The following is a 21187-nucleotide window of genomic DNA, read 5'->3' on the forward strand; positions in this document are numbered from 1 at the left end:
TACGGTTATATTTTAGTGATGATTTATTTCACGATTTCATCTCTATTAATGACTTAATGAGTAATGTCAGAGAGGTATTTAATTGAATCGCATACGGTACGTAAGAGCACAAAATTAGTATAAATATCTAAATCCCAACCTATAACATATTAAAAATTAACAAAAAATAATCACAATACCTAGCAGAACAATCGTCTACCCATTATAACTTTTCGTCTATCATCATAATTTTATATTTTACAGGGGTCAATTTTTCCCGGAGGTTTTATTTTTCCTTAAATTTGCATTTTAATTTCAAGATTCCATTAAGTTTATTGATTTTCAACCTTGAATTTTAACTTTGAATATATGCTATCAAAAATAAATCCTATACAAACGAACAGCTGGAAAGCACTTGACGAACACTTTGCAGGAAATGATTTCGACTTAAGAACTCTTTTTAAGTACAATGAAAATCGTTTTGAAGAATTCTCATTAAAAAGAGATAATTTTCTTTTTGATTACTCTAAGAACCTGATTGACTCAAGAACTAAGGAATTGCTTTTAAACCTGGCTGAAGAATGTCAGCTAAAAGATGCAATATCCAAAATGTTCAGTGGAGATAAGATCAATGAAACAGAAGGCAGAGCAGTTCTCCATACAGCTTTGAGGGATTTTTCAGATAAAGAAATTTTGGTTGACGGTGAAAATATAAAACCGCAGATTAGAAAAGTACTTGATCACATGAAGTCTTTCTCCGAGAAAATTATTTCAGGTGAACACAAAGGTTTTAGTGGAAAAGAAATCACAGATGTTGTAAATATCGGAATCGGAGGTTCTGATCTTGGTCCCGTAATGGTTTGTTCAGCTTTAAAGCATTTTAAAACAAGATTAGATGTTCATTTTGTATCTAATGTAGATGGGAACCATATTGCAGAAGTTGTTAAAAACTTAAATCCTGAAACGACTTTATTTATTATTGCATCAAAAACGTTTACTACCCAGGAAACAATGACCAATGCTAATTCAGCAAAGGACTGGTTTTTGAAAGCAGGAAAACAGGAAGATGTCGCTAAACATTTCGTAGCCTTATCCACTAATATTGAAGCCGTTAAAAAATTCGGAATCGCAGAAGAGAACATCTTTGAATTCTGGGACTGGGTTGGTGGAAGATATTCCCTTTGGAGTGCAATTGGATTAAGCATCGTTTTAGCAGTAGGTTATGAAAATTTTGAAGACCTATTAAAAGGTGCTTTCGATACGGACCAACATTTCCAAAATACAGATTTCTCTGAAAACATCCCTGTTCTAATGGGGCTTATAGGAATATGGTACCGCAATTTTTATGCTGCAACAACCTATGCTATTCTTCCGTACTCCCAATATCTTGACAGGTTTGCTGCTTATCTACAGCAAGGAGATATGGAAAGTAACGGAAAATGTGTGGATAGAAATGGAGAATTCGTTGAATATGAAACGGGCCCAATTATTTGGGGAGAACCGGGAACAAACGGACAGCATGCTTTTTACCAGCTTATTCACCAGGGTACCGAATTAATTCCGGCAGATTTTATTGCCTATGCAAAAAGCAGTAATAAAGTTTCTGATCACCAGGATAAGTTGCTGGCAAACTTTTTTGCACAGACAGAAGCCCTAGCTTTTGGTAAAAACGAAGAAGAGGTAGAAGAAGAATTAAAAAATTCCGGGAAATCTGACGAAGAAATTGACAGATTATTAAACTTCAAGGTTTTCCATGGAAACACACCTACTAACTCAATAATATTCAAAGAACTAACTCCTTTTTCACTGGGACAGTTAATTGCAATGTATGAGCACAAAATATTTGTGCAGGGAGTAATTTGGAATATTTTCAGCTTTGATCAATTTGGGGTAGAGCTTGGAAAAGTTTTAGCGAACAAAATTTTACCCGAACTCGAAAGTAATGGATCTATTGATTCGCATGACAGCTCTACAAACGGGTTGATCAATTATTATAAAGGAAATAAGTAAAAGAAAGTAATATCTAATAAAAAAGTAAAATGGCAGAAATTCTTGACGGACTAAAAATATCCAAAGAAATCAAAGCGGAAATCAAGGTTGAAGTTGAAAAAATCCTTGAAAGCAAAAAAAGAGCACCACATTTAGTGGCCATTCTTGTTGGAAATAATGGAGCCAGCAAAGCTTATGTCAATGCTAAAGTGAAAGATTGTGAGGAGGTAGGATTTCAGTCGAGCCTGATTAAATTTCCGAGTACGGTTGCAGAATCTGAATTGTTGGAGAAAATCGAGGAATTGAATAAATCTAAAGCAGTTGACGGATTCATTGTTCAGCTACCTTTACCTGACCAGATCGATCAGGAAAAAATCATTAATGCTATTGATCCAAGAAAAGATGTTGACGGCTTCCATCCTGAAAATTTTGGAAAAATGGCACTGGAAATGGATACCTTCTTGCCTGCAACTCCATTTGGAATTTTAACGCTATTAGAAAGATATAATATTGAAACAAAAGGTAAGGACTGTGTAATTATCGGCAGAAGTAAAATTGTAGGGAGACCTATGAGTATTTTGATGGGAAGAAAAGATTTTCCCGGAAACTCTACTGTAACGCTTACACACTCTTATACCAAAGACATTGAAGAGTATACTAAGAAAGCAGACATCGTAATTACTGCGTTAGGAGATCCTCACTTCTTAAAAGGTGAAATGATCAAAGACGGAGCGGTAATTGTAGATGTAGGAATTACAAGAGTAGATGATGACTCTCCTAAGGGATATTACCTTGCCGGTGATGTAGATTTTGACAGTTGTGCTGCAAAGGCAAGCTGGATAACCCCTGTTCCCGGTGGAGTTGGTCCTATGACAAGAGCTATGTTGATGAAAAATACCATCATCGCTTACAAAACTTCAGTCTATAATGACTAATTTAAAATGAACAAAGAAGAAGATATTTTATTAAATGAAGGTAAAATGCTCCCCGTAATGGAGCATTTTTACACTTTACAGGGAGAAGGAGCACACACTGGAAAAGCCGCCTATTTTATCAGATTAGGAGGTTGCGATGTGGGATGCCATTGGTGCGATGTAAAAGAGAGCTGGAATCCAGATTTACATCCACTAATGAATGCGGTAGAAATTGCTGAAACAGCAGCAAAACATTGCAAAACAATTGTATTGACCGGTGGCGAGCCATTGATGTGGAATTTAGATATTTTAACTTCAAGGCTAAAGGAATTAGGATGTACTGTACACATTGAAACTTCAGGAGCTTATCCTGTAAGCGGGCAATTGGACTGGATTACCCTTTCACCTAAAAAAACAGGGCTTCCAAAAGAAGACGTGTATGAAAAAGCAAGTGAGTTGAAAGTGATCATTTTCAACAATCATGATTTTGCTTTTGCACAGGAGCAAGCGGCTAAAGTTTCAAAGGACTGTAAACTATATCTTCAAAGTGAATGGAGTAAACGTGACGAAATGTATCCAAAAATTACTGATTTTATTTTAGCGAATCCGGAATGGCAGGCATCAGTTCAGACGCATAAATACCTTAATATCCCATAAAAATTACATATATTAGTCCCTCATATCCCTTATATAGTGATAGATGCAGAGAATTCGGTACTCTAGATATTTAAAATCGATTATCCTTTTGCTTGACCTTGTGGTTATTGCATCTGTATTTATATTCTTTTTTTTAAACAGAAATCAGGACCTGATACATGACCGGGATAGCTGGTATGAAAATTCATTTCCTTTAATTCTGCTTATATCTTTCTGGATTCTATTGAGTGGAAGGACCAAAATTTATAATATAAGAAGAAATCTTACCTATATTATTTTTATAGAACGCATTATCACCCATTTTATACTATTTGTAATTGGTTTGGTACTGATAAGAAAAGTAAGCAACAATAAATTTTTCAGTTCAGAACTGTCCTGGCTTTCATTATATCTGTTTTCTTTTATCATTATTACAAAATCTTTTATTTATTTTGGAATAAAATATTTAAGATCCTTAGGTATCAATAATCGAAACGTGATGTTTCTCAACGAAAACAGCTCTACCGATATTTTAAAGAACATCCTAAAAGAAAGAAAAGATTTTGGATATAAAATTTTTGAGTACCATAATAAGAAGATCTTCAAAGATGAATTGCAGTCTTTTTGGAAAAGCAATGGTATCCATACCTTATTTTTACCTCTGGAAAATACATTTGAACCTCATACAGAGGATGAAATATTCAGATTGGCAGAGGCAAACAAAGTACATATATCGCTGATCCCCAATATATCACAAACGGACCTGTTTACTTATGATTTAGGATACGTTCAGACACAACCGGTTTTAAACCAATCGAAATACCCTCTGGATTATTATTCTAATTACCTTCTAAAAAGGCTTTTTGATATTATCTTTTCGGTGTTAATTATTGTATTCATATGTTCGTGGTTGTTTCCACTTATTGCCATTTTTATTAAACTATCATCTAAAGGGCCTGTTTTTTTCATTCAGAAACGGTATGGTTTTCATGAGGAAGTATTTGGCTGTTTAAAGTTCAGAACCATGGTCGTGAATGCGGAATCAACTACGAAAACCACATCGGACAATGATTCCAGAATTACAGGAATAGGCAAATTTTTGAGAAAAACAAGTTTGGATGAAATGCCTCAGTTCATCAATGTATTAAGGGGGGAAATGTCTGTTGTAGGTCCCCGTCCCCATATGTTGGTTGTTGATAATTATTACAAACCCAAAATTGGAAGATACAGCCTTAGAAGTATGGTTAATCCGGGAATTACAGGTTTGGCACAGGCAAACGGATTAAGAGGAGATTCCGGAGATGTGGAAATTGAAATGAAAAAACGGGTACTGGCAGATACTTTCTATGTTAGAAATTGGAGCTTTGCTCTGGATCTGGTCATTATTTTGAAAACTATTTTAGTGGTTATAAGTGGAGATAAAAACGCAAAATAGAGAATTGCTTAATAAAAAAAGTCTAATTTAGCAGAATGTTAAAAAAGTTTTTTACAGCTGTAGGAGAATACATTATCCTTCTTGGTAAATCCATGCAGAAGCCTCAGAAAATGAGAGTTTTCTGGAAGCTGTTCATGAGAGAAATAAACGATTTAGGAGTCAACTCTTTCGGGTTGGTTATATTCACATCTATATTTGTAGGAGCCGTAGTCGCCATCCAGATGTTCAATAATTTTGACGCTTCTTCTTTTCCGATTCCTACTTCATTTGTGGGATATGCAACAAAGGCCGTTTTGGTATTGGAGTTTTCTCCAACTATTATCAGTTTGATATTGGCAGGTAAAGTTGGCTCATATATTGCTTCGAGTATTGGAACAATGAGAGTATCGGAACAAATTGATGCATTAGATATTATGGGGGTGAATTCTCCCAACTTTCTGATATTACCTAAAATAATTGCGTGCGTTATTTTTAATCCTCTTCTTATTGCCATCAGTATCGTATTTGGTATTGGAGGTGGGTATGTTGCTGGATTATTAACAGGAAACTGGACCGCATCGGATTACGTAACCGGTATACAGATGTATATGCCTAATCTGTTCGTGTATTATGCATTTATAAAAACAATTGTTTTTGCTTTTGTCATTGCAACAGTTCCTTCTTATTTCGGGTATTTCGTAAAAGGGGGTTCACTGGAAGTGGGTAGAGCAAGTACACAAGCGGTGGTTTGGACAATGGTATTTATCATTATTTCTGAATTAATATTAACACAATTAATATTAAGCTAATGATTGAGGTAAAAAATCTTAAAAAAAGTTTTGAAGAGGTTGAAGTCCTTAAAGGAATTTCCACTTCTTTTGATAAAGGAAAAGTAAATTTAATTATAGGACAGAGTGGATCAGGGAAAACAGTTTTCCTTAAGAGTCTGTTGAATGTTTATCAGCCATCTTCGGGAGAAATTCTTTTTGATGGTAAAGATATCAACACGATGTCCAGAGATGAGAAGCAGCACCTGCGTTCCGAAATTGGGACGGTATTTCAAGGCAGTGCGTTATTTGACTCCCTAACGGTTGAGGAAAATATTATGTTTCCTTTGGACATGTTTACAAATTTAACTTTCAGGGAAAAGAAAAAAAGAGTTTTTGAAGTTATTGGAAGGGTACACCTGGATAAAGCGAACAGAAAATATCCATCTGAGATTTCCGGGGGTATGCAAAAAAGGGTAGCTATTGCAAGAGCTATTGTAAACAATCCCAAATATTTATTCTGTGATGAGCCAAACTCAGGATTGGATCCTTATACATCGAATGTCATCGATGATCTATTGCTTGAAATTACCAAGGAATATAACACAACGACTATCATTAATACACATGATATGAATTCCGTAATGACAATAGGCGAAAAAATTGTTTATTTAAGATTAGGAATCAAAGAATGGGAAGGCAATAAAGACATTCTCATTACAGCAGGCAATAAAAATCTGATCGACTTCGTTTATTCATCAGAACTATTTAAGGAATTGCGAGTGTATTTACTCGAGAATAATAAAACTATAGAAAATACGATCACAAAACTAGACGAAAATGAAACAAATATTTAGTATAGCACTATTAGGTTTATCAGTATTTGCTTCAGCGCAGCTTTCTCTTGCCGCTAAAGCAAACCTGATTTTTCCAACCGGATCTCCTTCTTGGAAGAATATATCTAATACCGCAAGTGCAGCAATAGACAATACAGGTAAAAATAATGTTGGATTCAATGTTGGACTTTCCCTGAAAGCGAATCTTCCTATGGCATTTTTTTTAATGCCGGAATTGTACTACACCACATTTAGGAACGAATTTACAGACCCGGCTTCTAATACGACATTCAAGATTAAAAACAATCGTATTGATCTACCTGTTCTTGTTGGGCACAAGGTACTAGGAGATATGCTGGGTGTATTTATAGGACCTGTAGCAAGTTACAACCTAAGTAAGGAAGATACATTCAACGATTTTAAAGAAAATGCAAGAGATAATTTCACCGTTGGTTATCAATTTGGAGCACAGGTTGAAATAAAGAAATTACTCATCAATGCAAGATACGAAGGCGCATTTAGTAAAGATCAAAGGAATTTTATAAACAGAGTATCTGGTGAAGAGATCAGATATGATAACCGTCCCAATCTATTTATGGTAGGTGTCGGATATAAATTTTAATCGAAAGAAAATAACAACTACAAAAAAATCCTCAAATATTATATTTGAGGATTTTTATTTTGATTTTCCAGTTCTATTTGTCTTTTAGCAATTTCTGCTGCCTGCTTTTCCAATTCTTCTTTATCTTTTTGCAGCTGCTTAAATTCTTTTCTTTTTTGCTCTTCTTTTATAGCACTGCCTTTACTCAAATACCCTACCATTCCGCCAATGATGAGACCAATTCCGATCCCTCCCATAATTCCCATTATGTGGGAAAGTTTGATCTGTTCAACAGCAAAGTCTGTCGTTAGGTAAAAAAGTAATGCTGATACTGCTAAAAGTATAAGTCCTGTAATTGATATACTTTTCATAATGTTGTGTTTTGGTGATTTAAAGCTTTACCAATTTAGTGAAATTTTAATAAAGCTAATTCTGGTTATATTTTCCCGCCGGCATTTTTATAATACTCCAGTGCCTTAGGTAAGTTTTTCTGAATATCAGAGATCCTTGTTTCAGGATTTGGGTGAGTCGATAAAAATTCAGGTTGCCTGTTTCCTGAAGATGCAGCTTCCATTCTATTCCAGAAAGGAATGGCTTCTCTAGGATCATAACCTGCCATAGACATTAATTGTAATCCCATCTGATCAGCTTCTGATTCCTGATTTCTACCATACTTTAGTAAAGCAACCTGAGAGCCAATTGGATATACCTTCTGAAAAATACCTGCCCACTGTGAATTGGAAATCGTTCCGCCTAAAATACTACCACCATACTGAGCGACCATAGCCTGCGAAATCCTTTCATTTCCATGACCAGCCAAAGCATGGGAAACTTCGTGACCTAATACAACCGCTAATCCATTATCATTTTTAGTTACAGGTAAAATTCCGGTATACACGGCTACTTTTCCACCAGGCATACACCAGGCATTCAACTCATTACTCTGAAGAAGATTAAACTCCCAGCTATAGTTAGCAAGATCAGCTGATCTACCTATACTTTGATAATATCTTTCAGCAGCACTTTTTATCCTGCTACCAACGCTTACTACCCTTTTTGCATCTGCAGTTCCTGAAATAATTTTAGATTTAGCCAATGTCGTTTTATACTCCTGAGAAGACATTGTTAATATTTCGGAATTATTCGCTATCTGTAAAGAAGATCTACCCGTAATAGGGTTTGTGGTACAGGCTATAAGTGATAAAGCTACTGCTCCTGCTCCTAATAGATAAGTTATTTTCATAGTTTAAGTGTTAATAATTCAACTTTAACAATTATTATTCCAAAAAGTTTTACAACCTATATATTTGCATACATTTTGCTATCTAAATTTAATAATATTTAAGGTTATGAAAAAATATATTTCACTTATATTTATTTTGGGACTTATCTTCTTTTTCCAAAGCTGTTCATCTCAAAATACAGGTGATTCTAAAATGGTAGATGCACTTGTAAGTTCTGAGGAATTTACATTTCATGCTGAACGGGCAAATCCTACCAATTATGATGTTATAAAGGTCATGAATTCTATGCCGAATTCGACCTCAACCAGGATTCTGCAACTCAATGGAGACTATACTGTTGAAATTAAGAAAAATAATCTGGATGTCACTTTACCTTATTTCGGAAGACTATTTAATCCTACTTATGGCAATACGAACAACAACAGCTACCGATTTACTTCAAAAGATTTTACCATTAATAAATCGCAGAATAAAAAAGGAAACTGGACGCTAAGGATCAAACTTAATGATGTGAACAATGTTGACGAAATTAATATTGAAGTCTATAAAAACGGGAAAGCTTTTACTTCAGTAAGAAGCAATGACAGGCAACCGATAACATACGATGGATTTGTTTCTAAGAATGATCCTGAACCGGCTCCTTAATCTTTATCACTTCCATCGGATAGAAACCTTTCAACAAACAATTTAGCTTCGGTACTTGGATTAGAAACCATTGCCGAAGCATTTTTTTTGTGCTGGAGATACGCTTCTTCAACCGAATTACTCTTTTTCAATGTTGCCAGAATATATTCCTGTACCCAATACTCGAATCTTTTTTCTGCCTGTTGGGTTCTCACACCTTCAAAACGTTCGTTTTTTTTCTTTTGATTGATAAATTCATCAATTGCATTATAAACATCACCTAATCCTTCATTACGAAGAGCAGAACCAAGTAAAATGGGAACTTTCCAACCTTCCTCTTTAGGCGGAATAAAATCCAGGGCTCTTTTCAATTCTAGTTTTGTATTTTTTGCCTTTTGCAAATTACTTTCATCTACTTTATTAATGAAAATAATATCTACCATTTCCATTATTCCTCTCTTGATGCCCTGAAGCTCATCTCCCCCTCCAGTAATTTTCAGAAATAGAAAAACGTCTGTAATGTCGGCTACCAGAACTTCAGACTGACCCACTCCAACGGTTTCTATAAGAATATAATCATAACCTGCAGCCTCACAAATCATCATGGTTTCAAAAGTGGTGTTGGCAACTCCTCCCAAAAAGCCGGAACTTGGAGAAGGCCTGATGAATGCATTTTCTTCTTTTGCCAATTCTTCCATCCTGGTTTTATCTCCCAGGATACTTCCTTTGTTGATTGCTGAACTTGGATCAATTGCAAGAACCGCGACCTTTTTATGATGGGCTATAGCTAATCGTCCGAAATTTTCAATAAATGTGGATTTACCGGCACCGGGAACTCCCGTGATACCTACCCTTACAGATTTTCCGGTATAAGGCATTATTTCCTTAAGCAATTCTTCTGCTTGCAGGCGATGTTCAGCTTTTTTACTTTCAACTAAAGTAATAGCTTTTCCGATAAGGCGTTTATCTCCTGATCGTATTCCATCTATTAAGTCTCTGGTAGAAAATTTCATTGATTCAAAAATATAAAAATAAGTATCAAAACTCAGCATAAATACCCTTTAATTTTATTTCTTCTAAATTAAAACTACAGCTGATTTTATCAATGAGATAGGGAATTTATTACATTTGTTATTAATCAAATAAAGAAACAATGAAAAGAATAATCGCTATAGCATCTTTTACTGCTGTTTTGGTAGCTTCATGTACCCCAAAATCATCAACAGCAACCTCCGCTATAGGCCCTGCCGTATCTACTGCCGAACAAATTGCCCAGGGAAAAACAATTTTTGAAAGCTCTTGTACAAGATGTCATAAACTGCCGGATCCCACTTCACATAATTCTGTTCAATGGGTAGGCATTATGAACTCTATGGCTCCAAAAGCAAAATTGACCGATGAACAGCACCAATGGGTTTATGATTATATTGTTTCTGTGAAAAAGTAATCACTCTAAAAATATTACAATGAAAAAGTTAGTTTTAAGTATTGTTTTAGGTTCGGCTTTTATGGTTTCATGTGGACCGAAAAGTGTAGCAGTAACAGGACCGAAGTATACAGCATCTGAACAGCTTGCTCAGGGAAAAACTGTTTTTGAAAATTCCTGCAACAAATGCCATAAATTGCCAGACCCGGCAAAGCATGATGATCAGGGATGGATAAAAACATTAAGCAGAATGGCTCCAAAAGCTAAACTGACCGATGACCAGCACCAAATGGTTTATGACTATCTGATTTCCGTAAATAAAAAATAAGCTTTCCTGGGAAAGCTTATTTTTTATTTATACAGAATTTCTCCAATCCTACTAAGGATATATAATAGCTCTATCCAATTCAGCAGGGTTATTATATTTTTTTATCCGTGCACGTAAATTTTGGTTGATATCCCTTAAATTGTTTGAGTTGACTTTTGTTCCGTCATTTAAAAAAAACTGATCATCTTTTGAAACCGGCATTCCATTTCTAATAAAACCGATCGGGGACTCATAATATTTAAGACGAGTACTCTTATATTTTTCCCATGTTACAGGGATACTCATTTGTTTGGACATTGTTATAAACTGATTTTCTATGATTTTGTCAACTTTCGTTGATCTTACCAATTCAAATCTATAATTATTTTTAGTATCATATACTTCAACGATTAAGCCTGGTAACCCATGAAACTTAAAAGGTCCCTCTTGAAATGGGATATCAGATGTGAACCAGGCAATCCAGGTTCTTCCTCCCCAGTTGGTTGTAGCTTTTTGTACGCTAATGTTCTTTAGTTTTTTTTTTTCATCCGTTAGTTTCCAATTTTGTGAATTATCTGTCTGAAGTTTTAAAACGGTGTTTTCAAGGAGATCATATTCATCATAGCTATTGCTTCCTATTTTGTGTGAAACAATATTGGATGTATTTAATTTCATCTCTTTAGGAAATGGAATATTGTTTGTGATAAGGGAATCAGCAACGTAGAAATCTCTGGTGTAGTATAATACCTCATTCTTCCCAATGTCTAAAATATAGTTTTCCTTTGTAAGAATGTTAGATGTTGAATCCTTTTTGTACAAGACATCATAGACAAATCTGTGGGTTTGAGATTTTGCCATAACAACAAAAAAGATAAGAATGAGTAAAATATTATTTTTCATTTCCAGAAATATTTAAAAAATTGGCTTCTTCTTCAGATAAAATTACGGTACTTGGTTTTTGTTCATTATTAGGAACATTTTCCCAAAAATCCTTTGTAAAATCAATCCTTGGATTAAGCTGATCTCCATTTGAAGGATTAAAGGTATTATAAGTAATTTGTCTACTGAATTTTTTAAGGTGTTTCTGACCATCTATGATGATCAGAAAGTTGTCACCTTCAAAGTTATATTGAGATGGAATATATTTGCCATCTTTTAGATAAAAATCAAAAATCATTGACGCTATCCCCATTTTATAATCAAATGCTCTCCCATCAACAGATTTTTTCTTTAAAATTGGAAATTCAGTTTGATCATAGCTTATCTTAAATCTGGAAATAGCTTTATTCAAAGTATCATAAGTGAACTCACCAGAAATATTGGTTCCATCAAGCTTTTTTATCTTGAAACTAATCATCTGAAAGCTTCCCTCCTGATATATTAAAGTGCCAAAATTTTTATTGTTATCGGATTTCAAAATACCTATTAAACGAGACAATTCATAATTAAAAAAAAAGTTCCCGATTATCTCATGTGAAAATTCGTTTGTTCTACCCGTTAAAAGGGTATCCTTATTTGTGGTTTTTAAGTATTTAATGGTATTTAGCTGCATCTGTAAAATCTCATCATACTCTTTCTTTAATCCATACTTGAAGTTATATTGATTGGTTTTAGTCCATAATTTTGCATCCGCGATGACAAGAAAGGCTAATGTATTATCGTAAAAGTTCTTTTGTTTATAGACAACATCATAAATAGAAGGTTTATCATAATATATTTTACCATAATCTTTTAACACATTCTCAAAGATCTCTCGAATATCAACACTAACTATTTTGACTTCATCAATTAATTTATAGACTGGTTTTAATCTAATTTCAGAACCGGGTTTTTCAAATTTCTGAGTTTGGAAATTTGGTGCTGAGACTTCACCTCCTTCTATCCTCTCAGGTACAATCGCAAAACCATCATCATTCGTATAAAAAACCTTATTACCCACTAAAACCCTAGCATTATTAATTGCTTTCAGGTTTTCAGAATCAACAATTTTTATTTTCAAATTTTGTGCGGAAAGTACTTCAAAGAACAGGATAAATAAAAAACTATAATACTTCAACATAATTACAACACATTTGGATTAAAACAATATCAATTGATTATTCAAAAACACAGCCATACAAAAGTCAGTATTTTTTCCGAATGGCTGTGAATTCAAATAGATCTAAGGACAGCTTACACAAGTCAGCTGTCCTGCACTCATTGGGTTTGTAGTATTCGTATCTGTAGGACAAGTACTCCCGCAACTTTCTGTAGGCTGTGGTCCACCACCAGTGCACCAGCAACAAGTAAAGTCATGATTAGAACTTCCCACACTTCCAGGAGCCGTTTTAGCGTTAGGATCTCCCAGCCCACCTTTAATAGATTGCATGTCTGAATTTGTTAAAGATGAGATTTTCTCTTTCTTTAGAGATAGTTTTTTCACTTTTTTCATAAAATTAAAGTATAGATTAACAGTAATTTGTTTTCACAGAAATTTGTTTTTAGTTTTAAGTTCCATGTAATATCTGATTTATTTTCAATAATCTATCATTATATGGATTACAAAACACCGCTATTCAAAAGTTTAAATATTTAATTTCGAATAGCGGTGAATCAGATCGTTTTAAGCACAAGTATTTTGCAGCGTCAGACCTGTATCAGGAGGGCAGGTGTTTCCACAACTTTCTGTAGGCTGTGGGGTATTTCCTCCGGTACACCAGCAACAAGTAAAGTCATGATTAGAACTTCCTGCGCTTCCAGGAGCTGTTTTAGCAGTAGGATCTCCTAATCCTCCTTTAATAGATTGCATGTCCGAGTTTGTTAAAGAAGAGATCTTCTCTTTCTTTAATGATAGTTTTTTCACTTTTTTCATAAAATTAAAGTATAGATTAACATTATTTTGTTTTCAAAGAAACATGTTTTTTAGTTTTAAGTGACTTAAATAGAAAAGAGTAAATCAAATATTCATACGATCTATTTTCGTTTTGGACGACCCTAATTATATGCATATGGATAATATTACTTAAATGCATAAAGATTTTATCTTCATTTTCACTTTTCAGTTTTCCAATCAGTTCTATTATAGCTTTGAGATGTTTATTTTTAAGACTTAGACTATAGGTATTCTGGATTACAGTATCAAGAATATCTTTACTATGTCTATCATATTTTGAATTAATAGATTTAGTGGTAAACTTGTTGGCATTAAATTCTTTATCGAATGTACCCTTCATCAATTCAACATATTTATATATCATTTCATCGTCTTTCAAAACGTTTTCCAATAGTATATAAATATATTCCAAACAATACATCCATACAGGCTTATTGTTCAACCTCCCTTTTTTAATCATTTCAATTGACAGAATACTATCATGAAAAAAGATGCTTTCAAAATCGACTATTTTCTCTCCCGCATATCTTACAACTTCTCTTTCATAAGTATCAATTGAAAATTTTACTATTTGTTTATTAGTAATATATTTTTCAATAAACGGAACAAAAGTATTTAAAAGGGTTACGTAATTTTTTATATCAGTGAGAAGAAATCTAATTCTCAACTGAAAAGAAGCTTCAACATATTTTATAAAGAAGAACTGCTTAATTACTTCTTGAGTAAGTAGTTTTTTTATTACTGGATTCAAACTTAACAGGAAGTTATCCACTGTTTTATTTCCTATATCTATTTTAAAATAAACCCATTCCGAATACGGAAGCATATTAGCCGTTATCGTATTCGTTTTAAGACTCGTGTTGGATCTTACCTGAAGCTCAGTGTTACTTTTATTCTTTTTCAAGAACAAAAATTCATTATTATAATTTGAATTATTTTCAGGAGACTTAATTATTGAGTTCAGCTCATTGGGTAACCATTCGTAAATGATCAATGATTTTTTCTTTTTAATATCATTAAAGAAAATCTCCAAAGCCAAAATATTCTCATAATTTATAACCAATTCATTATCACCATCAGCAATAATAAAATTTACTGGAATATTTAATTTTTGCAGGTGATCTCTAATATCTTTGGACAAATTTTCTGTAAAGACGGTTTCTTTCGAAATCTTCAAATTTTCCATTGAAATCATCCAACTTTCCCGATGTATTATCGTATTATTAATTGCAATTCTCGGAATATGATTTAGAAAAGCATGGTAATGTTTTATATCGAAAAAGCTCACGTTAGAAGCTTCAAACTGGTTGAGAATATCTACAAGCAATTCAAATAATGGTAAATTTTTAGGATGCCCAATATTAAATGCATTAGAAAAGAAAGGCAATATTTTTTCACCCTTTTTAGTCAAGAGTACTACTTTATTATATTCAATTTGAATTAATAGATCATCGATTAGTATATCCTGCTCAACTCCTCCTAAAAAAGACATTTTAAAATCTCTAAACTGGTCTCTGTGAATCACATTTCCAAGAGAAGATTCGGGAATATAGTCTAATTCCGCACAAATATAGTCTGAGTAATGGTTAGTTTCATATTTAGAGATTTCCTGAGCCAGCTCCTTAATATCTTTATTCCCATTTGTAAATCTTCCAATCAACTTGGTTGCGTTTCCGCCTACACTGTTTAAATAGATATATTTCTTTTCCCGTTCATCTTCATAAATATTGCACATAAAAGAAAATGTCGCGCCCTCATAATTCCGGTTTTGATTTTTTTCTTTAAACTGCTGAAGTTCCTTTTCCTGAATTATAATTTCTTTGGAGTTGGACTCATTTTTTATTTTATTGATCAGAAATAAATCTACCTCACTTAAATCTATTGTTGGAAAACTACTAGGACTATTTTTTAATCCTGTTAATATATTGCTATCATCAATACCTCCGGAATTTAAGAAATTACCATAGCCTATACCAGATTCGATGTCTAATACATCTGTTAGCTTTCGAATGGTATCGCCATAGCGCTTTCTGTAGGCATCCACAAATTTTGAAATTCGGGTATTTGAAGGATTAACTTTTTGCCCTATAAAACTTAAATGATCGACTGCATTTTTTATTAGCTTTGAGCTTTCAAAGTCATATTCTCCGGAATCAAAGTATACTTCTTTATGAAAGTATATACTATCATTTTTTGGAGGAGTCTTAGTTAAAAGCAGGGTTTCCAGCTCTCGGGTTTTTGTAAAAGATGTTTTAAAATCAGATTCATCAATATGATTAATTAAATCATTTACTTCATTCAGAAATGTAAATTCTCCAGAATCTTCTTTTTTCTCATATTCTCTCAATAAAAACTTCTCAGGAGCATCTCCAATGGTTGATGTCGAAAAATTATTGATGATAACCTGCGATTCAATTAATGAAATGATGTACTCTTTAGATTCTTCTATCTCATACCCCTCATCTATTACTATTTTTAAAATATCATCAATATACGCCCCTTTTTTACATAACCTGATAATTCGATTGAGTATTTTATCGGATTCAATTTGCGATAAAATATACTTTCTCTTACCTGAGTCGCTATCAGAAATATATTCTGTATATCGGTATACATTTCCTAGTTTATATAAACTTGTGTTGGTGAAATATTTTAAATTAAGATCAGGATCCTCACTAAAAGACTGGTGCAGTACATTGTAATAATTAGAATCCAGTCTTGTATGGGTCTTTATTTCTCCATTCCTAACGATGTGATTATTTTGATTATTTTTTTCGTGTTTTATAGCATTAACCCCCGAAAACAAGCCAAATGGTACGCATCTGGTACACATTCTACTATAATATTTATAACAGCTTAACAATATTTTATTGTGAAGTTTTTCATCAAAATCCACAATGGAAATGAAAGTATTATATAAGTCTGGCGAAGAAGTATATAAAGCATATAAAAAAAAATCGTCTTTCTTTAAAAAATCAAATAAAGCTCTTTTATCTAATGACAAGAGAACACTATAATCCTGCAAAGAATACACAGGTGTTCTTAAAATACTTTTTGAAAATAAATTGTTCATTCCTTTAAATTAAAAATAGATCATACCACGATTTTCTTTCCATATCAGCAGTATCCAGAAGAAGAAGACCAACACCGGAAATACCTGTTAATATTCCGTAACTCTTCTCATATTCATAATTAATAACCGCTCTTTTGTATCCTGCAACATTTTCCTCATTTTCTTTCTGAGCCAGCAGGTCATCCATGAAAAAAAGATAGTTTTTGTAGAAAGACTCATTTCCGGTCATGTTAAACCATATTTTATTATACAAGGCAACAGAACCTACTCCGTGGCACATCATATAATCATAAAAATTTTCATCTAATAAAGCTTTCTTAATAGAATCTCTTTTTATCCAATGATTTGCAATATCCGAGGAGATTTGTTTTAATTCAGGATTGTTTTCGAAGGTTGATATATTATACAGAAATGTAGAAATCGTTTGATCTCCATAGCACCATCCAAGATGAACAGGATGTTTAGCCGCATTATTATTAAAATCTTTAATTGGAGAAATACTAGGGAATAATGACGGCAGGCTAAAATCTATTTTAGGAGTAGTAAACATTTCGCAACATAGATTTAAGCAATATTTAGAAGTCTCACAATGTTCATCAATATTCTCTAAATATAATTTTATAATGTTCATTATTGAACCTAAACCATGGGCTAAGCCATAGTTTATTTTTGATTCATCATTTGTTTTACCTCTGTTGATGTAAGCAATAACACTATGGATATTTTTTATATAAAGCGATTTAAATTGGGAACTTTTTTCTTTGTAAAAAACAAAATAGTATAATAGTCCAAATGAACCGTGTAAAAAGTCCGTATTTATATCCTCCTGTTCAGACATTTTTTCCAATCCATCCAGTAAAATGGAATCCAGATCATCCAAGAGGTCATCTAGATCATAATCGTATTGATTAAGCAGTGCTTGGTATTTTTTAAGTATAAATGCAGTTCCGCATAATCCGTCACAGTAGGTAAAAGAGTAATGTTCTCCATTTAATTTCTCTACCAATAGTTCGATTAGATAAACAAAAAATTCTTTGTCTTTTTCGGTCGCATATTTAGAATTTATCTTCTCAAAAAAAAAAAAAGATATGCCTCCTATTCCTTCAAACAGTGAAATTGGCATCTTTTCGTAATTAATATCATATAAAGAATTGGTGATCTCATTTATTTTATCATTTAATAAAATACTATCCATTTAAAAGTTTTTTTTTAATTGTTCACAAAAATATATATTTTTGTCAAACAATTAACATTAAAATTGTAGCTAATCTTATGAAAAAAACAAAAAAACTATCATTAAAGAAGGAGAAGATTTCTTCTTTAACAAACTCAGACATGCAATCAATTAAAGGAGGAGAGGGAGACCCAAATGCTAAAACAGCTCCTGGAAGTGCTGGAAGCTCTAATAATGACTTTACTTGCTGCTGGTGTACAGGGGGACCTAACTCAACAACATGTAACACTGGTCCAGTAGGCCCAACTAACCCAACAACTGGAGGAAATCTTACTTGCGTAAGCTGCCCTTAAGATCATATTGATTTATTACAAATCAGGGAAGGCTATCTTTAAAGATAGCCTTCCCTTTTAATTTCAGGTATATACAGTCTCATAAATCCATCAACTAACTGATTATCTGATTTTTGTAAATAAAACAAGTTTTTATAGGAAAGCTTATTTTTTTAATTCTATTCCTAAACCTGGTTTTCCGGATAATTCTATTTTTCCATTTTCTACAAAATTACCTGTTGCATAATCATTGGAGATCAGATTTGCCCCATCAAGATCTGTATAGTCAACGAGACCCGTGAGTACACACCCGGCAGAAATCCCTACACTGGACTCCGTCATACATCCTATCATTATTTTATAACCCAACTCCCTCGCTTTTATAATCATTTCCAAAGCAGGTGTTAAGCCCCCACATTTCATTAGTTTAATATTGACGCTTTTATAATATGGTTTCAGTTTTTCTAAAGAGCCTAAATTCTGGCAGTCTTCATCGGCCATCCAATTTGCGGATCCATTTTTTTTTAAAATATGATAATGCTCAATAGGCCTTGGCTGCTCAAGATAGGTAAACCTTTGAATGTCTGCCTTTTCCTGAAGCCAAATGCAATCTTCATCATTAAAACTTGCATTGGAATCCAGAGCCATATTTCTGTCTAATTGCAAAAGGCGGGTTACATTATTTTTTTGTAAACCTTTACATTTCACTTTAAATTTGTTCCAACTGCTCTTTTCAATCTTCCTTATCTGCTCATCAATATTGCCGACAGATATGGTAATGGAACTATCCACTAAGTTCTGAAAAGGAAGGTCATTAAGCTCCATAAAACTTTTATTTTCGAGTTTACCAAAAAGATCCCAGTAGGCACAATCCAAAGCAGACCTTAAAAATGGAGGCAGATCCAAAAGAACCAAAAATTTATAAAACGCTTCAGGGTGCTCTATCTTTCTGGCTTCAATTTCTTTCTGAAATTCTTTTAACTTAAAAACGAAGCCTCCGAGGTCTATCTTGTAATAGTCTATTGCAACGCACTCTCCATATCCATAACAGTTCTGATGGGACAACCGGATAAGCAACGTATCCCGGCTATCGTAATCGCCATAGGCAATGGAAAATGTTTCTTTTAAATAAAGCTTTTTAAGTTCAAAGTGAAGTTTCATACATAAATCTACAAAAAAGGAGACTTATTCCGTCTCCTTCTTCTTTTTAGTTTGTTTTTTCTTCGGCATTTTAGATTTCACAAATCTCTCACGTTCTTTTACTAATTCAAAACTGCCAGATGTAAAACAATACTTTCTGGCTTCCTTTAAAAATTTCAATGCGTTTATTAAACTTCCTCTTTTCTCAGAAAGCAGGGATCTATAAAGCCATATCGTTGATTTATCAATCCCTTTAATTTTCAATGAAAATCTAATGAGCTTTTCAGCTTCATAGAAATCTTCATTGTCTAAAAGACATTTAATATAATACTGTGGAACATTTAAGTTCGTCACATCACAAAGCATGGCTTCTTCAAAATATAGCTTTGCTTTTTCATAATCCGTCAGCATTTCACTGTAGATCCTTCCCATTAAACAAAGACTGTCTGCGTCTTCCGGATCGTAGGACAATGCATAATTTAATGCTTCCAAACAATCTGGAAGACTGTAAGGATAATTATCCAGCGCCTCAAAGTAATATTTATTTTTAGTTAAGGTCATTTTTTAAGTTTTTAAGTTCGTTTTTAAGGGTACTTCTTGTTTTTTTGAAAGATTTATCCTTATAATTATTTTTAAAATCTGTTCCGGAAAATGTACGAATCGGGTTTCCTCTCTGCACCTGCAGGTGATTGTTCCAGGTTTCCTGCATTCTTTTTTCCAACTGCTGAATATGCAGCTCCAATACCTTTTCTTTTAAACGGATAATTGAAAGCTTTTTATTCTCCAGTTGAGATCGGGAATCCTGTGCAAAAACACTTTGTCCGGTGGGCAAATGGGTTGCTCTGACAGCAGTATTTACTTTATTTACATTTTGGCCACCACTTCCCTGGCTTCTCGTAGTCTGAAATTGAATATCTTTTTCATTAAAACTGATCTTTTCAGTGTCTTCAATTTCAAAGATCCCAATAAACCAGTTGCTTCTTTTGTGCAGTTTTCTAAATGTACTTTTCCCTGTCCAGCAAATACTTCCCAACCAATTTTTTAAAAACCCTGAAAGTTCTTTCCCTTTTAAAATCAAGGTAACCGATTTCAGGGTCAGGTTTTCATCGCCATTTTCCCGATGGATGATTTCGTATTCTATTTTTTCCTGTTTTAGTTCTTCAAGGAAAACCTTTAGAACTTTTGATACCACCCACTGGCATTCTAAAGGTCCTCTTCCTGAAGTAATCTGTATTATTTTGTCCATGTTATTTTGGCATTTCACTCAATCTGGGGTGGCCAACTGGATCAATTCCTTTTTCCAACAAATCTTTCGCAGCCATTACCGCCCAACATTTGTCACTGGAATGAATGTTTCTGTAAAAAGTAAGCAACAGCTCAGGTTTCACTACAGTAAAACCATTGGCCGGAATCGTTTCCAGATCATCTCTTTCAAAAAAGTCGATGGTAATTCTATGGAATTTTCCGTTTTCCAACTCGATTGTTTTTTCATACCTCCGGAAATTTTCTTCACTGGGTAAATGATCATATCGAGTCCATACTTTCTGAAAATCTTCCTGCTGAAGGATGATAACAACCTCAGCTACATTTTCTTTTTTCACAAAAACATCAATGTCCTTATGATCGTGAGCATGCTTATATTCTGTGTGTCCAGGTTCGGACATACAGTGCCAAGCCCATCCTCCAGATAAGATGACTTTATTTTTTAATTTTTCTAAAATTTCAAGTCCGTATTGAATTCTAAATTCCGGCCAGACTTCGCCGTATCTCTTTATATTATGTGGTGCTCCCATTGTATTATTTTTAGTTAAGAATTGTTGGTTGATAGTTGTCGGTTTGATTATCAACCGACAACTCAA

General features: G+C 33.5%; 24 protein-coding genes. 11 read left to right on the forward strand and 13 right to left on the reverse strand.

Annotated features, from left to right (window positions below):
• Positions 1-348 precede the first annotated feature (348 nt).
• The 7 genes from pgi to CEY12_RS13325 are packed head-to-tail and all read left to right on the forward strand — an operon-like array spanning position 349 to position 7157.
• Positions 349-1989 (forward strand): glucose-6-phosphate isomerase, encoded by a 1641-nt coding sequence (gene pgi / locus CEY12_RS13295; RefSeq protein WP_089028147.1) that lies wholly within the window; start codon positions 349-351, stop codon positions 1987-1989.
• Positions 1990-2018: 29 nt separating this feature from the next.
• Positions 2019-2903 carry a bifunctional 5,10-methylenetetrahydrofolate dehydrogenase/5,10-methenyltetrahydrofolate cyclohydrolase gene (locus CEY12_RS13300; protein WP_089028148.1) on the forward strand — a complete coding sequence of 295 codons (885 nt, stop codon included), beginning with the start codon at positions 2019-2021 and terminating at the stop codon, positions 2901-2903.
• 6 nt (positions 2904-2909) lie between these two features.
• Positions 2910-3539: a 7-carboxy-7-deazaguanine synthase QueE gene (locus CEY12_RS13305; RefSeq protein ID WP_089028149.1), complete on the forward strand. Its 630-nt coding sequence runs from the start codon at positions 2910-2912 to the stop codon at positions 3537-3539.
• A gap of 43 nt (positions 3540-3582) precedes the next feature.
• On the forward strand, positions 3583-4953 hold the full coding sequence (locus CEY12_RS13310) for an exopolysaccharide biosynthesis polyprenyl glycosylphosphotransferase (protein WP_089028150.1): 1371 nt from the start codon (positions 3583-3585) through the stop codon (positions 4951-4953).
• 35 nt (positions 4954-4988) lie between these two features.
• Entirely contained in the window at positions 4989-5741 is a 753-nt protein-coding gene (locus CEY12_RS13315) for an MlaE family ABC transporter permease (RefSeq protein ID WP_089028151.1), read from the forward strand.
• Positions 5741-6556, forward strand: coding sequence for an ABC transporter ATP-binding protein (locus CEY12_RS13320; protein WP_089028152.1), 816 nt, complete (start codon positions 5741-5743; stop codon positions 6554-6556). The genes CEY12_RS13315 and CEY12_RS13320 overlap by 1 nt, the downstream gene beginning before the upstream one ends.
• A complete protein-coding gene (locus CEY12_RS13325) occupies positions 6540-7157 on the forward strand; it encodes an outer membrane beta-barrel protein (RefSeq protein WP_089028153.1) in 618 nt (205 codons plus the stop codon). Before CEY12_RS13320 ends, CEY12_RS13325 begins: the two co-directional genes overlap by 17 nt.
• 38 nt (positions 7158-7195) lie before the next feature.
• Here CEY12_RS13325 and CEY12_RS13330 read toward each other — a convergent pair whose 3' ends face one another.
• Positions 7196-7507, reverse strand: a complete 312-nt coding sequence (locus CEY12_RS13330) for a DUF1049 domain-containing protein (protein ID WP_089028154.1) — start codon at positions 7505-7507, stop codon at positions 7196-7198.
• A gap of 65 nt (positions 7508-7572) precedes the next feature.
• Positions 7573-8379: a M48 family metallopeptidase gene (locus CEY12_RS13335; RefSeq protein WP_089028155.1), complete on the reverse strand. Its 807-nt coding sequence runs from the start codon at positions 8377-8379 to the stop codon at positions 7573-7575.
• 106 nt (positions 8380-8485) lie between these two features.
• Here CEY12_RS13335 and CEY12_RS13340 point away from each other — a divergent pair, with 106 nt between their 5' ends.
• Positions 8486-9025 carry a DUF4251 domain-containing protein gene (locus CEY12_RS13340; RefSeq protein ID WP_089028156.1) on the forward strand — a complete coding sequence of 180 codons (540 nt, stop codon included), beginning with the start codon at positions 8486-8488 and terminating at the stop codon, positions 9023-9025.
• Here the strand turns inward: CEY12_RS13340 and meaB are convergent.
• Positions 9022-10017 (reverse strand): methylmalonyl Co-A mutase-associated GTPase MeaB, encoded by a 996-nt coding sequence (meaB, locus tag CEY12_RS13345; RefSeq protein ID WP_089029876.1) that lies wholly within the window; start codon positions 10015-10017, stop codon positions 9022-9024. The two genes, CEY12_RS13340 and meaB, sit on opposite strands and share 4 nt — an antisense overlap.
• Before the next feature lie 140 nt (positions 10018-10157).
• On the opposite strand from meaB, the gene CEY12_RS13350 reads away from it, so the two are divergent.
• Both CEY12_RS13350 and CEY12_RS13355 read left to right on the forward strand, forming a co-directional pair.
• Positions 10158-10451: a c-type cytochrome gene (locus CEY12_RS13350; RefSeq protein ID WP_089028157.1), complete on the forward strand. Its 294-nt coding sequence runs from the start codon at positions 10158-10160 to the stop codon at positions 10449-10451.
• 19 nt (positions 10452-10470) lie between these two features.
• Complete coding sequence (locus tag CEY12_RS13355) at positions 10471-10758, forward strand: cytochrome C (protein WP_089028158.1); 288 nt, start codon at positions 10471-10473, stop codon at positions 10756-10758.
• A gap of 51 nt (positions 10759-10809) precedes the next feature.
• Here CEY12_RS13355 and CEY12_RS13360 read toward each other — a convergent pair whose 3' ends face one another.
• The 6 genes from CEY12_RS13360 to CEY12_RS13385 all read right to left on the reverse strand — a co-directional run bounded on the left by CEY12_RS13360 (position 10810) and on the right by CEY12_RS13385 (position 17877).
• On the reverse strand, positions 10810-11637 hold the full coding sequence (locus CEY12_RS13360) for a GLPGLI family protein (RefSeq protein ID WP_089028159.1): 828 nt from the start codon (positions 11635-11637) through the stop codon (positions 10810-10812).
• Entirely contained in the window at positions 11627-12796 is a 1170-nt protein-coding gene (locus tag CEY12_RS13365; protein ID WP_089028160.1) for a hypothetical protein, read from the reverse strand. The genes CEY12_RS13360 and CEY12_RS13365 overlap by 11 nt, the downstream gene beginning before the upstream one ends.
• A 102-nt stretch (positions 12797-12898) precedes the next feature.
• Positions 12899-13168, reverse strand: coding sequence for a class I lanthipeptide (locus tag CEY12_RS13370; protein ID WP_089028161.1), 270 nt, complete (start codon positions 13166-13168; stop codon positions 12899-12901).
• A 171-nt stretch (positions 13169-13339) separates the two neighbouring features.
• Entirely contained in the window at positions 13340-13588 is a 249-nt protein-coding gene (locus tag CEY12_RS13375) for a class I lanthipeptide (protein WP_089028162.1), read from the reverse strand.
• Between the two features lie 22 nt (positions 13589-13610).
• Complete coding sequence (locus tag CEY12_RS13380) at positions 13611-16682, reverse strand: lantibiotic dehydratase (RefSeq protein WP_089028163.1); 3072 nt, start codon at positions 16680-16682, stop codon at positions 13611-13613.
• A 4-nt stretch (positions 16683-16686) separates the two neighbouring features.
• Positions 16687-17877 (reverse strand): lanthionine synthetase LanC family protein, encoded by a 1191-nt coding sequence (locus tag CEY12_RS13385; protein ID WP_089028164.1) that lies wholly within the window; start codon positions 17875-17877, stop codon positions 16687-16689.
• 77 nt (positions 17878-17954) lie between these two features.
• On the opposite strand from CEY12_RS13385, the gene CEY12_RS13390 reads away from it, so the two are divergent.
• Entirely contained in the window at positions 17955-18209 is a 255-nt protein-coding gene (locus CEY12_RS13390; protein ID WP_089028165.1) for a class I lanthipeptide, read from the forward strand.
• Between the two features lie 144 nt (positions 18210-18353).
• On the opposite strand, the gene CEY12_RS13395 is transcribed toward CEY12_RS13390, so the two are convergent.
• From CEY12_RS13395 to CEY12_RS13410, 4 genes are read right to left on the reverse strand one after another with little or no spacing between them, the layout of a single operon-like run.
• Positions 18354-19349: an enolase C-terminal domain-like protein gene (locus CEY12_RS13395; RefSeq protein ID WP_089028166.1), complete on the reverse strand. Its 996-nt coding sequence runs from the start codon at positions 19347-19349 to the stop codon at positions 18354-18356.
• A gap of 24 nt (positions 19350-19373) precedes the next feature.
• Positions 19374-19889 carry a hypothetical protein gene (locus CEY12_RS13400; RefSeq protein WP_089028167.1) on the reverse strand — a complete coding sequence of 172 codons (516 nt, stop codon included), beginning with the start codon at positions 19887-19889 and terminating at the stop codon, positions 19374-19376.
• Positions 19876-20574: a peptide chain release factor H gene (gene prfH, locus CEY12_RS13405; protein ID WP_089028168.1), complete on the reverse strand. Its 699-nt coding sequence runs from the start codon at positions 20572-20574 to the stop codon at positions 19876-19878. The genes CEY12_RS13400 and prfH overlap by 14 nt, the downstream gene beginning before the upstream one ends.
• Before the next feature lies 1 nt (position 20575).
• The gene (locus tag CEY12_RS13410) at positions 20576-21121 is read right to left on the reverse strand and encodes a hypothetical protein (RefSeq protein ID WP_089028169.1); all 546 of its coding nucleotides are present in this window, start codon (positions 21119-21121) and stop codon (positions 20576-20578) included.
• Positions 21122-21187 lie beyond the last annotated feature (66 nt).

The sequence above is a fragment of the Chryseobacterium sp. T16E-39 genome (assembly GCF_002216065.1).
Classification (GTDB): Bacteria; Bacteroidota; Bacteroidia; order Flavobacteriales; family Weeksellaceae; genus Chryseobacterium.

What these genes read in the sequence shown, in the direction of transcription:
- CEY12_RS13350 (WP_089028157.1), top strand. Translation starts at nt 10,158, where the DNA reads ATGAAAAGAATAATCGCTATAGCATCTTTTACTGCTGTTTTGGTAGCT.
- CEY12_RS13305 (WP_089028149.1), top strand. Translation starts at nt 2,910, where the DNA reads ATGAACAAAGAAGAAGATATTTTATTAAATGAAGGTAAAATGCTCCCC.
- CEY12_RS13365 (WP_089028160.1), bottom strand. Translation starts at nt 12,796, where the DNA reads ATGTTGAAGTATTATAGTTTTTTATTTATCCTGTTCTTTGAAGTACTT.
- CEY12_RS13355 (WP_089028158.1), top strand. Translation starts at nt 10,471, where the DNA reads ATGAAAAAGTTAGTTTTAAGTATTGTTTTAGGTTCGGCTTTTATGGTT.
- CEY12_RS13340 (WP_089028156.1), top strand. Translation starts at nt 8,486, where the DNA reads ATGAAAAAATATATTTCACTTATATTTATTTTGGGACTTATCTTCTTT.
- CEY12_RS13370 (WP_089028161.1), bottom strand. Translation starts at nt 13,168, where the DNA reads ATGAAAAAAGTGAAAAAACTATCTCTAAAGAAAGAGAAAATCTCATCT.
- CEY12_RS13390 (WP_089028165.1), top strand. Translation starts at nt 17,955, where the DNA reads ATGAAAAAAACAAAAAAACTATCATTAAAGAAGGAGAAGATTTCTTCT.
- CEY12_RS13400 (WP_089028167.1), bottom strand. Translation starts at nt 19,889, where the DNA reads ATGACCTTAACTAAAAATAAATATTACTTTGAGGCGCTGGATAATTAT.
- CEY12_RS13310 (WP_089028150.1), top strand. Translation starts at nt 3,583, where the DNA reads ATGCAGAGAATTCGGTACTCTAGATATTTAAAATCGATTATCCTTTTG.
- CEY12_RS13335 (WP_089028155.1), bottom strand. Translation starts at nt 8,379, where the DNA reads ATGAAAATAACTTATCTATTAGGAGCAGGAGCAGTAGCTTTATCACTT.
- CEY12_RS13300 (WP_089028148.1), top strand. Translation starts at nt 2,019, where the DNA reads ATGGCAGAAATTCTTGACGGACTAAAAATATCCAAAGAAATCAAAGCG.
- CEY12_RS13320 (WP_089028152.1), top strand. Translation starts at nt 5,741, where the DNA reads ATGATTGAGGTAAAAAATCTTAAAAAAAGTTTTGAAGAGGTTGAAGTC.
- prfH (WP_089028168.1), bottom strand. Translation starts at nt 20,574, where the DNA reads ATGGACAAAATAATACAGATTACTTCAGGAAGAGGACCTTTAGAATGC.
- CEY12_RS13315 (WP_089028151.1), top strand. Translation starts at nt 4,989, where the DNA reads ATGTTAAAAAAGTTTTTTACAGCTGTAGGAGAATACATTATCCTTCTT.
- CEY12_RS13325 (WP_089028153.1), top strand. Translation starts at nt 6,540, where the DNA reads ATGAAACAAATATTTAGTATAGCACTATTAGGTTTATCAGTATTTGCT.
- CEY12_RS13395 (WP_089028166.1), bottom strand. Translation starts at nt 19,349, where the DNA reads ATGAAACTTCACTTTGAACTTAAAAAGCTTTATTTAAAAGAAACATTT.
- CEY12_RS13385 (WP_089028164.1), bottom strand. Translation starts at nt 17,877, where the DNA reads ATGGATAGTATTTTATTAAATGATAAAATAAATGAGATCACCAATTCT.
- CEY12_RS13360 (WP_089028159.1), bottom strand. Translation starts at nt 11,637, where the DNA reads ATGAAAAATAATATTTTACTCATTCTTATCTTTTTTGTTGTTATGGCA.
- pgi (WP_089028147.1), top strand. Translation starts at nt 349, where the DNA reads ATGCTATCAAAAATAAATCCTATACAAACGAACAGCTGGAAAGCACTT.
- CEY12_RS13330 (WP_089028154.1), bottom strand. Translation starts at nt 7,507, where the DNA reads ATGAAAAGTATATCAATTACAGGACTTATACTTTTAGCAGTATCAGCA.
- meaB (WP_089029876.1), bottom strand. Translation starts at nt 10,017, where the DNA reads ATGAAATTTTCTACCAGAGACTTAATAGATGGAATACGATCAGGAGAT.
- CEY12_RS13410 (WP_089028169.1), bottom strand. Translation starts at nt 21,121, where the DNA reads ATGGGAGCACCACATAATATAAAGAGATACGGCGAAGTCTGGCCGGAA.
- CEY12_RS13375 (WP_089028162.1), bottom strand. Translation starts at nt 13,588, where the DNA reads ATGAAAAAAGTGAAAAAACTATCATTAAAGAAAGAGAAGATCTCTTCT.
- CEY12_RS13380 (WP_089028163.1), bottom strand. Translation starts at nt 16,682, where the DNA reads ATGAACAATTTATTTTCAAAAAGTATTTTAAGAACACCTGTGTATTCT.